Origin of the sequence: Chamaesiphon minutus PCC 6605, from assembly GCF_000317145.1 — a bacterium.
Lineage (GTDB): Bacteria > Cyanobacteriota > Cyanobacteriia > Cyanobacteriales > Chamaesiphonaceae > Chamaesiphon > Chamaesiphon minutus.
On record NC_019697.1, the window covers coordinates 1,284,348 to 1,298,198 of the forward strand.

17 protein-coding genes and 2 pseudogenes are annotated in these 13,851 nt (G+C 44.0%); 9 read left to right on the forward strand and 10 right to left on the reverse strand.

Annotated elements, in window-relative coordinates; genetic code table 11:
* Positions 1-61 precede the first annotated feature (61 nt).
* The 4 genes and pseudogenes from CHA6605_RS05900 to CHA6605_RS05915 form a co-directional block, all read right to left on the reverse strand.
* Entirely contained in the window at positions 62-436 is a 375-nt protein-coding gene (locus CHA6605_RS05900; protein WP_015158605.1) for a hypothetical protein, read from the reverse strand.
* A 309-nt stretch (positions 437-745) separates the two neighbouring features.
* Positions 746-1,219, reverse strand: a pseudogene (locus CHA6605_RS37090) (pyridoxamine 5'-phosphate oxidase family protein).
* A 45-nt stretch (positions 1,220-1,264) separates the two neighbouring features.
* Positions 1,265-1,756: a universal stress protein gene (locus CHA6605_RS05910; RefSeq protein WP_015158606.1), complete on the reverse strand. Its 492-nt coding sequence runs from the start codon at positions 1,754-1,756 to the stop codon at positions 1,265-1,267.
* 55 nt (positions 1,757-1,811) lie between these two features.
* A complete protein-coding gene (locus tag CHA6605_RS05915; protein WP_015158607.1) occupies positions 1,812-2,324 on the reverse strand; it encodes a hypothetical protein in 513 nt (170 codons plus the stop codon).
* Between the two features lie 275 nt (positions 2,325-2,599).
* Here CHA6605_RS05915 and CHA6605_RS05920 point away from each other — a divergent pair, with 275 nt between their 5' ends.
* Positions 2,600-3,433: a GIY-YIG nuclease family protein gene (locus tag CHA6605_RS05920; RefSeq protein ID WP_015158608.1), complete on the forward strand. Its 834-nt coding sequence runs from the start codon at positions 2,600-2,602 to the stop codon at positions 3,431-3,433.
* A 147-nt stretch (positions 3,434-3,580) separates the two neighbouring features.
* Here CHA6605_RS05920 and CHA6605_RS05925 read toward each other — a convergent pair whose 3' ends face one another.
* The 5 genes from CHA6605_RS05925 to CHA6605_RS05950 all read right to left on the reverse strand — a co-directional run bounded on the left by CHA6605_RS05925 (position 3,581) and on the right by CHA6605_RS05950 (position 6,214).
* On the reverse strand, positions 3,581-4,117 hold the full coding sequence (locus tag CHA6605_RS05925; protein WP_051038723.1) for a tyrosine-type recombinase/integrase: 537 nt from the start codon (positions 4,115-4,117) through the stop codon (positions 3,581-3,583).
* A complete protein-coding gene (locus CHA6605_RS05930; protein WP_015158609.1) occupies positions 4,090-4,746 on the reverse strand; it encodes a hypothetical protein in 657 nt (218 codons plus the stop codon). The genes CHA6605_RS05925 and CHA6605_RS05930 overlap by 28 nt, the downstream gene beginning before the upstream one ends.
* 122 nt (positions 4,747-4,868) lie before the next feature.
* Positions 4,869-5,288: a type II toxin-antitoxin system PrlF family antitoxin gene (locus CHA6605_RS34965; RefSeq protein WP_015158611.1), complete on the reverse strand. Its 420-nt coding sequence runs from the start codon at positions 5,286-5,288 to the stop codon at positions 4,869-4,871.
* Positions 5,289-5,347: 59 nt separating this feature from the next.
* On the reverse strand, positions 5,348-5,794 hold the full coding sequence (locus tag CHA6605_RS05945; RefSeq protein WP_015158612.1) for a helix-turn-helix transcriptional regulator: 447 nt from the start codon (positions 5,792-5,794) through the stop codon (positions 5,348-5,350).
* Between the two features lie 15 nt (positions 5,795-5,809).
* Entirely contained in the window at positions 5,810-6,214 is a 405-nt protein-coding gene (locus tag CHA6605_RS05950; protein WP_015158613.1) for a DUF6932 family protein, read from the reverse strand.
* A 486-nt stretch (positions 6,215-6,700) separates the two neighbouring features.
* Here CHA6605_RS05950 and CHA6605_RS05955 point away from each other — a divergent pair, with 486 nt between their 5' ends.
* The 7 genes from CHA6605_RS05955 to CHA6605_RS05980 all read left to right on the forward strand — a co-directional run bounded on the left by CHA6605_RS05955 (position 6,701) and on the right by CHA6605_RS05980 (position 12,466).
* Positions 6,701-7,489: a PDDEXK nuclease domain-containing protein gene (locus CHA6605_RS05955; RefSeq protein WP_015158614.1), complete on the forward strand. Its 789-nt coding sequence runs from the start codon at positions 6,701-6,703 to the stop codon at positions 7,487-7,489.
* A complete protein-coding gene (locus CHA6605_RS35500; RefSeq protein WP_232432199.1) occupies positions 7,482-7,775 on the forward strand; it encodes a hypothetical protein in 294 nt (97 codons plus the stop codon). Before CHA6605_RS05955 ends, CHA6605_RS35500 begins: the two co-directional genes overlap by 8 nt.
* Positions 7,738-7,974 carry a hypothetical protein gene (locus tag CHA6605_RS35505; RefSeq protein WP_051038725.1) on the forward strand — a complete coding sequence of 79 codons (237 nt, stop codon included), beginning with the start codon at positions 7,738-7,740 and terminating at the stop codon, positions 7,972-7,974. Before CHA6605_RS35500 ends, CHA6605_RS35505 begins: the two co-directional genes overlap by 38 nt.
* On the forward strand, positions 7,938-8,294 hold the full coding sequence (locus CHA6605_RS35510) for a hypothetical protein (protein ID WP_232432200.1): 357 nt from the start codon (positions 7,938-7,940) through the stop codon (positions 8,292-8,294). Before CHA6605_RS35505 ends, CHA6605_RS35510 begins: the two co-directional genes overlap by 37 nt.
* Complete coding sequence (locus CHA6605_RS35515; RefSeq protein ID WP_232432201.1) at positions 8,254-8,649, forward strand: hypothetical protein; 396 nt, start codon at positions 8,254-8,256, stop codon at positions 8,647-8,649. Before CHA6605_RS35510 ends, CHA6605_RS35515 begins: the two co-directional genes overlap by 41 nt.
* A 265-nt stretch (positions 8,650-8,914) precedes the next feature.
* Positions 8,915-10,789 (forward strand): hypothetical protein, encoded by a 1,875-nt coding sequence (locus tag CHA6605_RS05975; protein ID WP_015158617.1) that lies wholly within the window; start codon positions 8,915-8,917, stop codon positions 10,787-10,789.
* A 6-nt stretch (positions 10,790-10,795) separates the two neighbouring features.
* Positions 10,796-12,466, forward strand: a complete 1,671-nt coding sequence (locus CHA6605_RS05980) for a DNA repair helicase XPB (RefSeq protein WP_015158618.1) — start codon at positions 10,796-10,798, stop codon at positions 12,464-12,466.
* Positions 12,467-12,514: 48 nt separating this feature from the next.
* Here CHA6605_RS05980 and CHA6605_RS05985 read toward each other — a convergent pair whose 3' ends face one another.
* Entirely contained in the window at positions 12,515-12,853 is a 339-nt protein-coding gene (locus CHA6605_RS05985; RefSeq protein WP_015158619.1) for a hypothetical protein, read from the reverse strand.
* 9 nt (positions 12,854-12,862) lie between these two features.
* On the opposite strand from CHA6605_RS05985, the pseudogene CHA6605_RS05990 reads away from it, so the two are divergent.
* Positions 12,863-13,207: pseudogene (locus CHA6605_RS05990) on the forward strand (IS701 family transposase); the annotation flags it as partial.
* Between the last annotated feature and the right edge of the window lie 644 nt (positions 13,208-13,851).

Here is a 13,851-nt window from a genome sequence, read left to right on the forward strand (position 1 = left end):
TAATCTGGTTGCATAGAACAGTTCCTCGCATCATAAATATTAGTTATTTTTGATAGTTCGGTTAGAAAAAGACTTTTTGGATTGAGAGCAGTACTCTTTGCAATTTTCCAAGTCGTTTTGCTTTAATCTTTAATCGATAATCTAGACAGTCAGCCGATTCTTCAGTGAGCACGGTTGCTGGATGGAGCGCACATTGCAGAAAGTGGTTATCGTTAAAATATTTACAGCGATCGCAAATAGCTTGAGACTGCTTGGGCGGGAATGAGTCCTGCTGTCTCTTTGACCTATAAGCATAAATAAGAACGGCGATCGCGATCGAAGTACTAATGCCGATCGCCGCTACTAAAGCTAGATCCAGTCCAGAAATTCGATCGCTTTCTCGATGGCTGTAATGAGCTGAATTAGCTGATTGGATTACGATCGATTTTTCTCTCATTTATGTTAATTAAATGATTTGATGAATCCTCATGCCATCATTGGTATAGCTACTTAAAAATCTACAAAAATTTACATTGGCCGATTAAAGTTTGGCGCGTAGTACTGCTAAAAATTATTTGTAAATACATTAGTATTTGTTCATACTAAGCCCAATTTACTAATTTAGTCTCTATCAATAGTGGTAGATTATAAATAAGATAAAAATCACTTAAAAATTATTATTCGATTTAATTTTTTCAGGATAGTTTTTGAGCTATAAGATTCAATCTAATTCTCTAGATAGGAAGCCAGATCCGCGATCTAAACTTCACTGACTGCTGACACCATCAGTCGTGCGACCACTCATTCGATCCGATTCTATCTGATAAATCGAAATAACTTCCGCACGTCCCCAGGAGTCAGTCCAAGTTCGATTAATTGCTGGGGAAAGGTTAGCATCACGCTGTTTGACAAGTTTCATCACTCGGTCTATTTCTGGTTTTGCCGTCAGATGTTTGGCTCGACCCATCACGATTATCGTTCCGATAGGCTACGCCAACGCACTCCGCCAATGTTCAGGACTATGTAACTCTTCAACCTGCAAACAAACATCAGGATCTGCGTCTATGTCATGAGTCTTCATGCCAACGGTTGTAAATAGGTAAATATTGGCATTTTCGAGATAATAGTGCATCGGCATTACACAAGGTTTACCCTCGTGGATAAAACCCAAATGACCATACCCCACTTTATGTAGCAATTCATGGATCTCGTCCTGTCCCATTTCATCGATATCTAACACGATTTTTCTCCTAAAAATTTAGTTAATCTGTAATATTTAACAGAGCTAATTCATACTTGATTTCTGTTGAATCACCAATACCGAGCAAGGTGCATGATGCAAAACATAGTTGCTAGTACTACCCAAAAAAATCTCACTCAACATCGATTTTTGGTTACGTCCCATCACAATTACATCTGCCGCATAGTTTTTTGCTGTTTCACAGATCGTGCGTCCGGCATCCCCAAGATTTTGAAAGATTTCGACTTTAATATTTATTGCTATAGCCTCTCTTGCATAAGATTCTAACCGCTCCATCCCCTGTTGTTCGCGGTCTTGTAGTTCTTTCTGATATTGTTGAATTGCTAGATCGTTCATTATTGGATAAGTACCACCCATCATTGGAGTACCTACTAACTCAAAACCATTTTGAAAGAGATTGAGGACATGTAAGACCGAGATCTGGGCACCATATTTCTGGGCGAGTGTGAGTCCAGATTTGAAAACTTCTGCCGACTCTGGTGAGTCACCAGTTGCAATTAAGATTTTTTGTAGCACTCAGATTCATTTGCCTCAATAATTGTTAGCTAGAATTGACAGCTTGCCGCATCGATTATAGAAAGACAATTTTAGATGTCGGTGCATGTCCCAGAAATAGATAGGCAGCAGGTCGCAACACACTTTCAGAATAGATAATCTTTTGAATAATTAGACTGGGAGCGCGTTTAGCAGTGGCATTGTAAGTTGCGAGTTCCCCCTCCATACTAAAATCGCTATGAGTGCGATAGTGGTCGTGGTTATGCACTGCATAGAGGATGAAGTTATAAATTGGATTGATACCCAGGCTGGTATCGTAATTTTCAGCAGACACCCACAGATGACTTTGCTTGATATCGGCAAACATTTCTGCGGCATTCTGGTAACGTTCATACCATGAGAATTCAAGGTTGAGTGGGGTAGTTTGAAATTCACCCCACAACCAATCACATAGTTCGACGAGCGTTGCATCATCAATTTGGGCAGGTTCGCTATCTAAATAGAGTTTAGCCAGGGTTTCGACTCTGGACGTTTTGATGTTAGGTCGAGTACTCACATCAGTATATAGATCTGCTGCTTCTAAAATCATGATAATTATTGTGAAGGATATTAAATTTGTAAGACTTGTTGGTGATGCTATTAAATTGCTATTTGACGATCGCTTCGATCGTAGCGGTCTTTATTAAAATCTCAAGGTATATACTTAATATTTTAACAACAGCAAGTAGTAAATACAGATATTAGATTAATAACATGAGGATCTTGTGAGGGAATATACTTAATATTTTCTAATTTATAATTTTTAAATTTCACCAAAAATATCAACTATATAATCAATAAGTACATCTATAAATAGATAGATTTGTGAAGATAATTTACTCTTTTCATATCTATCGATATGAAGATATTTCAATTGTCGATTGTGTAAGCGCAAGATGTCTAATATTTAATTATTGCGAACTGACTCAGATTATTTTTATCAGGTTTAATTTACATTCAACACCCAAAGAAATCGATTACCCAGATTTTCTCATCGATTTAAAGATTTATCGCGATCGGATTAGATCGGCATTAGCCAACCATCTTTACTATTTAAAAGTTACCGCAGATGGTGAAGAATTCTATAAAATTGGCGTGACTGGGCGCACGGTACCGGAACGGATTATAGAAATAAATTCAGATCTCAACAGTCACTTTAGAACAGTAGAGATCGAAATATTAGATACTTGGTTACATCGTGGTAATCTGGAGAGATACTTTATTTATAAATACGAACGATATCTTTATCGAATCGGTACGCATAGTGAATATTTTAAGTTCGATGAAAAGCTGAGTAAATCGGTTTTACGCGAACTCAGACGGATTGAAGTAAAGGATCTGTCCAGCGTCGAATGCGATCTGTTAAATAGATTACCATCCCAGGTCGAATGCGAAATTGAGGCAGTAGAACGATCGCAGCAGCGTCGTCAGGCAATTAAAGTTGGTATGGAACGAGCCAAACAATGGGGCGGTCATGTTGGTAGACCAAGCGGTAGTAGGACGACAGATGATGACTTTCTAGCAAAACCCTCGTCTGTAACGATTCTAGATGCCTTAGCACGAGGTTTATCGATTCGAGCAACTGCTGTTGCTGTTGGGGTATCGCCTGCTACCGTACAAAAGGTGAAGGCGGCATCTAGTGAAAAGGATACTCAGTAAGCTTTTTGAGACAACCTTTTTTTAGTACAGTAGCAAACAGCCGAATGGTCCCAAACTTGCCCCAAATCGAGCGAGATTGGTGTACTAAAAAAAGGAATCGACAAGAATTGCTTCCAGAGTGATTTGTAGAAATACAAGCCCCATTCTCTAATCCACACCTCGCTCCAAAATTGCATCAGCCAGCGTCTTCGCCGCCTTACCCTGCAACTGCTGCCGCCCATCATCATAGCGAATCAATGTAGCCAAATTCTTGTGCCGAGAATGCGCCTGAGCCGAGCGCACGTCCCCACCATTAAGATCTAGTAATGCAGTAATGCTAGAGTGTCGAATCTTATGCGGACTCACCACCCGTTGGCGTAGCCCCTCGGAACGAGGCTCGATTCCCGCAGCCTCAGCCAATCCCCCGACGATCAGATAGAGACGATCGACACTTATCCGTGTATCTCGACTAGAGACAAATAAAGCTGGACTTCTACTTTCGCCCATACTCACCAACCAATCCGAGATCGCCTCAACTGTGGCAGGAGCCAGATCGATCGGTTCTTTATCGATTCTCCCCTTGCCCTTGAGCATCAATCTTGCCTCTAGGGCGTGAAAATCTACTCGATCGAGTCCACACACCTCAGCACGCCTCAAGGCATTATCCCAGAGCAACCTTAGCATCGCATAATCGCGCTTACCCATGACTGTCGTTCGATCGATCGCATCAATTTGAGAATACCCAGAATTCTGTCGATCGGATCGAGTGGATATTCAGTAACATCAATCGTTAAAATTTGCCCTGTCAATTTGAGAAATTGCCACATCGTTCCGGTGGTAACGCTGCCATAGATCGTCGGTACTTCTTGTCCATTAGCTTGATTAAATTTCACAGCGGCAATCATTTCAGCCGCACATTGCCCCCAGCCAGCATTCAACTCCCCTTTGTTAGCTTCGATGATGATAATCGCTGGAGCTTCAATACTCACTTCAGAAGTCGAGCGAGTCAGAAGAAAATCACAGACTCCGTTTAGTCCTGACTCTAGATCGATGCTGAAATCTGTGCCTGAGAAAAAACTGACCTGACGATCGAGTAATTCTCGAAATTCAAACAACAATGGTGCAATAATTAACTCCGAAGCTTGCGCGTCGTCTAACGACGATCGCACCTTCTCAGTCCCCAGTGTCACAGCCAGCGGAGCTGATTTTGCTAATAGAGTAGTTAACCACTCACCAGGAGTAAGTGTGGGTACATTATTAAAGAACGGCTCAGTGACCACCTCGATTTGAAATTGTCGCTTAACTTGAGCGATCGTGAAGCTACTGTAAGGCATAAATCAGTATCTTACCTATCCTGGTATTGTTGGGAAAGTTAAATCTTCAAGTAAAGTTGTATTCTGTAATTGAATTTCTAGATTAACTTCATTAATAACTAGCCACTGGGGTTCGGGCCAACTCATTCGTCTTCATCCGTTAGTATTGCGTCGAGATCGAGATCGACTTGGGCAACCAATGGCTGAATCCGGTTTAGCAGATCGGTATTAACTGCTTGTAAATGCTTGGTAGTTTGAAGATCTCGTGCTAGAAAATTCAGAAACTGACCTAAGAGTGGATCGCTATTTGACTCTCCAACGGAGAGCGATACCTGCCGAGCAGACAAGGCTGTTTGCAACCCTTGTCCAGTGATACCAATTTGTGCAGCCATATCACCAACACTTCGCACGCGATCGAGAACGCGCAATGATGCAAATAATGCGTCATTGTCGCGATCTTCAGCAAAATCTTGGAAAATTTCCGTCAGGTAATCGTCGATCTCTTCAGGACGATCTCGGAAATATGCCTCGGTAACTTCATTAAGGGTTCTCAGTTTTCGCATTAATGTGATACTCTTTAAAAATTCTATTTACTGGCGAAGAGTAGATCTCGATCCCCGATCTACACTAAAGATTCTAGTGGCTCGATCTCAATTTCGACGCTGTGTTTAAAACTAATACCCAAAGCACCGACAATCTTCATCAATCGATCGAAACTAATAGCATGATAATGATTGGCTTCATAACGTTGAATTTGCTGTTCTTGAGTATCAATCTTTTCTGCCAGCTCTTTTTGAGTCATTCCCAATGCAATTCGAGCTTTAATTAGGGCTGTTGGCAGCTCGTTGAAGGATTCGATTTGGAATACTGCAATCCGACCGCTCTTGAGTTCCTCATATTCAGCAATCTCTTGTTTTAAGGTACCAATTACTCGATTGTAACTATTCTTTTGAGATAGTATTTGCCGAGGGTGTAAACTGGGATCTTCAAGATCTATATTAGCAGATGCCTGTTCTAATTCTCTTAATTTAGTCTGGGTAACTTTATACTGACGTTCGTTTTGAATCATATTTTTCACTCCAACTTAACTAATTAATTCTCTAGGATCTAAAGCGACAACTCCTCTGGGATTACCTTCTTTATCGGTTTGTAAGAAGCGGTCGTAACCAATTGTCGGAAATAGTTCGCCACAGAACACATCCTGTTGAGAATCGGTGTGTTCAACAAATAATGCGTCGAGCAGCTCGAAATCGAGTCCAAAATTATCGTAATAAGCATCGAAATCACGAGGTTCTGCTTTAGCCGAGATAAAGCTACCACCAATAACGACGCGGGTACAACCAGCGATTGCTAATTTACGAAGGGCTGCGGCCAATCCAGTCACAATCCGTTGTCGCTGTGGATTAGTTGCAAACCGTTCCATCAACTCTGGCCACCGAATTTCATAGACTCCAGGCGGCAGATAACCCAGTTCGTTAAATGGTGGCATTCATCAACCCAGCAAAAAAAGCGTGTCATACAACGATAATAACATGCTTTTGAGATTCGATCGATCGTGCTTGAGTGCCAATTCCCGTGTAAAGATCGAAATAGATCGAGATCCGAAACTAAATCGATCCTTAATTTCTGAAGCCTATATACCAAAGCAATTTCACAAAACACAGGTGTGATAAAGTTATCCGATCGATTGCCTGAGTTCCAGATACTGCAACTGTTTGACCGGATGAGATCGAAATGATTCTGGATCTCGATCTATATCGATCTAACTTTATCTCTGTAAACGTTCAGATAGACTTGGAGTTGTGTGCCTCAACCGTCTGATAAAAAGCCGCTTCAGCCGCCTTTGCTGGATACCGACGAAAACTAATAGCCGTAGAGCGATATTGAGGTCGTTAAAAGGGCTAGGTGAGACATCTACATAAGATTTAATTTCCCAAAGGCAACGCTACGCGAACGGTAATCCCCTCAAACCCGCATGGATCGACTCAGTACTGAATATCAAGAACTCCTTATCAGTCTCAAACAGCGGATTCTCACCAGCCAAATTCGGGCGGCTCTGGCGGTTAATCGGGAGTTGATTCTGCTCTACTGGCAAATTGGGCGAGAAATTCTGTTGAGACAGTCTCAACAAGGTTGGGGGGCGAAAGTCATCGAATTCGCTTCGCGAACGCTCCGCGATCGATTGTCCCAGGACTTACAGGCGGAGTTTCCCGAACTCAAAGGATTATCTGGTCGCAATCTCAAATATATGCGGGCGTTTGCAGAGGCTTATCCAGAAGATGAATTTGTGCAACAGCTTGTTGCACAAATTCCTTGGGGTCATAATGTTGTGCTACTCGATCGGGTGAAAGATAGTGAGGCTAGACTTTGGTACGCCCAACAGGTGACGACTAATGGCTGGTCGCGGAATATACTGGCAATGCAGATTGAGAGCCAGCTATATCAACGCCAGGGTCAAGCTGTAATCAATTTTGAAGCAACTTTACCTCCAGATCGCACAGATCTTGTTTACCTGTCAGCAGTAGACGATTTGCTGCGCCATCCTGATGATGAACCGACGATTGGGATGTTGCTGTGTCGGTCTAAAAATGGGGTGGTGGCTGAATATGCGCTGCGGGATATTAATCAGCCAATGGGGGTGGCCCAGTGGACTCAGGCTTTGACTAAATCGTTACCAGATCCCCTGGTGTCGAAACTACCTTCGATCGCGGAGTTGGAGGCGGAATTAGGTGCGATTGAGTTGGGGGCAGGTGGCGATGGTTAAGTCCAAGCAAATTCCTGAGAAGTGTCACCGTTGCGCTTTGCTAGGTGCTGCGGAGGCACGATCGAATCACCCTCATTGTTGGGACGATCGATTGTGTCATTCGCGGCGTTCTTATGCGCGTAACCGCGACAAAATCAATCAGAAACGGGCACGAGTAAGAATCGAGCAGGTACATCAGGTGGATGTGCCCCAGGTAAATTATGGAGTCTTGCAGGTGTGGCGGGAGTTACGGGAAGATTCGCCGATTCATGCGAAGCTTGCGCGCCGCCTCGGCGGTCGGGATTGAGGTCTGGGATGGGCATAATAAGTTAGCAGTGGTGCAGCCAGTCCATTGTGCTGGATGGTTGCCATCTCAAGTGCATGAGTATCTTCGGCAAGTTTTAGAAGTGTTAGGGACGGAGTATGGATTTAAAAAGTTGGCATCTCAAGAACTAATCCATCCCAGTCAATGCCCGATTCGTCCATGTTATCTATGCCAGAAATAATTCAGTTAACTATCTGGGACAGATTGGATCTAGCTACAACTAACTCAGTTGGAGCAGACTTCTTGGGGCTGTTGACAGAAGTTGATGAATCGATCGATCGGTTACTTCCAGAAGATAAACTAGAAGCAGCCGGAGAAGCAATCCGTAGGCTGGGTGAGATTTATGCCGATCGATCGGCGATGCAGCTCTCGGAGATCGAATATCTGTTTCGTCCAGAACAAGAACCTGTAATGTCTCTGGATGCTTTCGACCGCCGAGGCGGCGCGCAAGCTTCGCTATGTGCGACAATCAATGCTGGTGGATCTGGAGCAGTTTATTGAGGCTCCAGCGTTGCCGGAATACGAGCGAGAATATCATCTGACGGTAGTGCGCGAGCAGTCAAAAGCTGAGATCTTGGCGGCAATCAGTGAGTCTGAAGAGATCGATCCAGAAGTAGCCTATCAACAAGCAATGGCATTAGCACACGATGAAAATGTATCTGAGTGGGGAGCAGCAATCTCTGTGGGATTGGATGAGTGGGATAATGAGTCAGTGCCATTATTGGAGTTACAGAGATCGATTGAGATGCCCCTGGTGCAAGTTTGGCTTGGTTTGCTACTGAATGGGTTTAAGATCGAACAGCGTGGTGAATTCTACGAGACAGAGCAGGTTTGGGTTTTGCGAGAAATACTCTAAAATACGATCGATCTTACGGGAGGCTGTGAGTTTGACAGAGACAGCGTAGATTCTACGGTACCCACACTCAGTGCCAGGAAGGGATACACCCTACGGATTTAACGATCGTCGAAACAGTAAAATAGAATACTTGTTGGAGATCGATTTTCGTTCCGTAAGCGCAAAGCGCAACCGTTGCCAAAATGTAGCGTTTGCCCCCGCAGAAAGGCTGCGCCAACGAGTCTCAATTACCATCATCAGCCCCTGAATCATTTTTGAAAAGAGAATGCCCTACTACAGCCAGATCGATCGCATCCCCACTTTATTAGAGGCACTCAACATCCACACGGTTGACGTGCTCAAGAAACTGGCGGGTTTGTTACCTGGAGGTAAATCCCCAACTCGCAAAGCCGAACTAGTTGAATATATCCATCAATCGCTGGAAGGCTCGACGCTGATGAGATTGTGGGGACAGTGCGATCGACTTCAGCAAGCGGCAATTGCTGAGACTGTCCATTCTAGCACCAGCGATCGATACGAAAAAATTAGGTTTGTGAGTAAGTATAATGAAGCTCCTAGCTGGGGTGCGGGGAAGTATGGTTATAGCTATGATTTTAAGCCGACGGCGTTGGATTTGTTCTTCTATAATTCCATCATGCCGCAAGACTTGAAACAGCGGTTGCGGGGGTTTGTACCGCAGCCAGCATCTACTCAGATTGCCAGTCAGGAGACGATTTCAGCTACGCTGTCAGTGACGAGAATGGAGTTCGATCGCCAAACTCGTACGCGGACACCTTATGAGGTGGAGTTCCCGATGCAAATGCGGGAAACCGAGCAAGTGGCAAGGCGGGAGTTGCTGACGGTATTGAGATTGGTGGATTTGGGGAAAGTGGCGGTTAGCGATAAAACTTTTAATCCTGCCACTGCGACACTAAAAGCGATCGAACAAGTCTTAGAAGAAGGTGACTATTATAGTGAATGGAAATTCGATAAATCTCCAGAAGGTTGGCGTTATAATTACTCGATCGGTCAGATTAAACCCTTTGCTTGGGTAATGTTATTACAAGCAGGAAAACTGGTAGAGTTGAGTGGTAAAAATCTCAGACTAACAAAAGCTGGGCAAAAAGCTTTAATCGAACCAGCCGAGAAAACACTGCAAATTATCTGGAAAAATTGGCAAAAAACTACGTTATTCGATGAACTACGGCGAGTAGATGGGATTAAAGGACAAACGGGAAAAGGCAAACGTTCCCTGACTGCTGTTGCTGGAAGACGCACCCAACTTGTGGCAGCATTGAAAGATTGTCCAGTCGGAGAATGGATCAGAATTACTGAATTCTTTCGCTATATTCTAGCGGCGGGATACGATCTAGTCGTCTGTCGCAGCCTCGAAAATTTGACGATCGATGGGGAAAGTGGTAGTTACTATGATGCTAATTTCAATATCGTCGAAGCTCGGTATATAGTCTGTTGTTTGTTTGAATATATCGCGACATTGGGCATAATTGATGTGTCGTTTCTTCATCCTGATGATAGTCTGGCAAACTTTAAAAATGATGGTAATGATTATTATATTGACAATCCTTTAAGCAGTTATGATGGGTTGGCATATTTTCGGATTACGCCTTTGGGTGCTTATTTATTAGGCATTAGCGATCTATATATTCCCAAAGAATTATCTCAGAAACAAATTCTGCGAATTTTGCCGAATTTAGAGGTTGTCGCGGTGGGTGAATTATCTCGTGCAGATCGATTAATGCTCGATAGTAGTTTGCAGAATGTTTCTGATTCAGTGTGGACATTCGATCGAGGTAAATTATTAGAAGCAATTGCTCAAGGGCGAAGTGTTGAAGAACTGAAAACTTTTTTGGTGGCTAATAGTGGTGAAGTTCTGCCCCAAACTGTGCTCCAGTTTCTCGCAGATCTCCAAACTCGTACCACCAGTTTGCAAGATCTCGGTGCGGCTAGATTGATTCGGTGTGTAGATCCCGCTTTGGCTGTCCTGATTGCTAATGATACTCGCACGAAGGCTTTTTGTTTCCTCGCAGATCGACCGACGGCGATGATGGCGGGAGCCGCCTGTTATTTAGTCGTCCCGACAGAAACCGAAACTAAGTTTCGCAACGCACTCAAGAAGATTGGATATAGTTTGCCGAATTAATAAATTATGTCCTACATTCCAGATAATGCCCTAATTATTCAAAGCGATCGATCTGTATTGCTCGAAGTTCATTCACCCCAGGCAAATGCAGCGCGAGATGCGATTGCTCCATTCGCAGAATTAGTCAAAAGTCCCGAACATATTCATACTTATCAAATTTCACCCTTGAGCATTTGGAATGCTAGGGCGGCGGGGATGCCTGTGGTGGAGATGATTGCCGCATTGCGATCGTATAGCAAGTATCCCATGCCAGACGCGATCGCGCAGGAACTAGAGACGTTGGGGAGTCGGTATGGATTGACGACAATCGATCGGGTAGACGATACACTCCTACTGACGATGGTAGATTTACCCCTGGCGGAATTACTCAGTCGAGATCGAGATGTTTCCCAGTTCCTTGCCCAGCGGCGCAGCGATCTGGTATTTGAAGTCGATCCCGCCCATCGGGGGATACTCAAGCAAGCCTTGTTAATTGCCGGATATCCGGCAGAAGATTTGGCGGGATATGTCGATGGTGACAGGCTGGAAGTTGAATTACGAGAGACTTGTCGATCGGGACAACCGTTTGGGTTACGTGACTATCAAACTGAAGCTGTAGCTGCATTTTACCAGGCAGGATTGGCACGGGGTGGGAGTGGCACGATCGTTTTACCTTGTGGGGCGGGCAAAACGATGGTAGGATTGGCGGCGATCGCCACGATCCAGGAAAATACGCTCATCTTGACGAGTAGCTTAACCTCCGTGCGCCAGTGGCAGCGAGAATTGCTGGATAAGACCAATTTAGCACCCAACTCGATCGCCGAATATAGCGGCGAGAGCAAACAAACTGCCCCGATTACCCTGGCTACCTATCAGATTTTGAGCTATCGCTCAAGTAAAACCGATGAATTTCCCCATTTTCAACTCTTTAGTGCCAGAGCTTGGGGCTTGATTATCTATGACGAGGTACATTTACTCCCCGCACCAATTTTTCGGATTACCGCCCAATTGCAAGCTCGGCGGCGATTGGGATTGACTGCAACACTAATTCGGGAAGATGGAAAAGAAGGCGATGTCTTTGCCCTAATCGGCCCGAAACGCTATGATGTCCCCTGGCGGGAACTTGAAGGGCAGGGGTTTATTGCTCCAGCCGAATGTACAGAAATTCGAGTCGCCCAAGATCCGGCTGGACAAATGGAATACGCCCTCGCTGCCAAAAGACATCAATTTCGCATCGCTGCCGAAAATCCGCGCAAAAATACGGTAGTGCAGTCTCTCTTGGCAAAATTACCCGGACATCGCATTTTAATCATCGGCGAGTATTTAGACCAATTAAATGCGTTAGCCAAGCTAACTGGTTTACCACTAGTGACAGGCAAAACCTGCCAACCGGAACGCGATCGACTGTATGATGAATTTCGGGCTGGGAAGATTACAGGTTTAATCCTCTCACGGGTGGGTAACTTTGCCTTGGATCTGCCCGATGCCGATGTGTTAATTCAAGTCTCCGGTAAATATGGCTCGCGCCAGGAGGAAGCCCAACGGTTGGGGCGGGTATTGCGGCCTAAATCTGATGGTCGGGCCGCGCAATTTTATACCTTAGTTTCACTCCGTACCTGCGAGGAGGATTTCGCTCGCCACCGCCAACTGTTTTTGTCAGAACAAGGCTACCTCTATCGGATCGAATCTAACGGATAAGGCGTGTCATCAATTAAATCTAGGCTCTGTGCAGAGACAGCTATTCAGTCAAGGAATATCTAATAATTTGCGGACTAGATCTATCAGTTTTCGTCCTTGAAAAGTTGGTTTTCCATAAATCCAATCGTCTCCCAGCCAAAACTTTGGCTGTTTACCACCTTTGTGAGTGTGTGAAAACGGATGAGTCGCTCCGCCCCAAATTCCAAATTCATAGGCAATCGCAGCTTCTAATTCTCGATCTGTGAGTCCTTGTTGTTTTCGGGCACTCCATCGTTCTTTGGCACCAGAAAAGGAATGTAGAGAACTCAACAAACACTGAATTTTAGGAGTATTTAGATCGATCTTTTCTACTGCTTCTGGGAATAGTTCTAACTGAAAAATATTCATCCGATCGAACTTAATCAAAATCAAACGGTAGTAACTGCAACGATCGCCAATCCCGAAAGAATTGATGGCATTGCCGCCCAAGTGCAATTACCAGACTTTAGTAAAGAGGAAAAGAAGTACTTGCAAATGACGGCGCAACCAAGTTATCAAAGCCAAGCGGAATTAATGCAAAGGTTAACCGAGCTGTTGCATTATCAGCAAAACCGATTGGCATACAGAAAACGGACTGAAATCGCAGTGGACATCGTGCGGCAAGTCGAGGCAGAAGGAGCATTTCCACAAGCAGACTATGCTTTTGACAACGGAGTGCTAACACTAGAATTAACTCAACTAATTGAGTCTTCGGGAAAACATTAATTCGGTCTCAAGCGACCGGATAGTTGCAGCTAATGTGGTCTCAAAATCGCGATGATTGTGGTCTGGAGTGATTAGTATTGTGGGTCGCTACACTTATTGACTTGCCAAATTAGGTAAAAGTTTCGATTAGGAATGAGGATTTAATAATATACACGCCTGCCCTCGTGCCAACCTTTGGTAGGGGCAATTTATGAATCGACGCTCGTTCTGGAGGTTTCCTCCAGGTTGAGAGCGTCAAGACATTGCCCCTACCAAAGGAGGAATTGCAAGTTATTTAATCCTCATTCAGTAGGATCGGTAACTGTAAATATCTTCCTAAAGGATGATGGTTCTAAATTGATTAGTTGATATTCTACAATTAATAATAAATACTTAATTTACCGACTGAATTAACGAGTGAATTTTTAGTTCTGTACTGAATTTAATTTTCACAAGATGCTGATTCCATGCGAAGCAATGTAAAATTAAATGCATTACCCAATTAGAACTCCAAAGCCTTCTACTTTTTTATGCTGTAATTGTCGGTTCTTTAGTCCATACAGTTACCGATCCGGAAATTGCCGTCGAATGAATGTTCTCGTTGCTAGTAGAGACTCATCTTGTCATTTGGGAATTAAAGCTTTCCAGAATTCTGGAGCCTA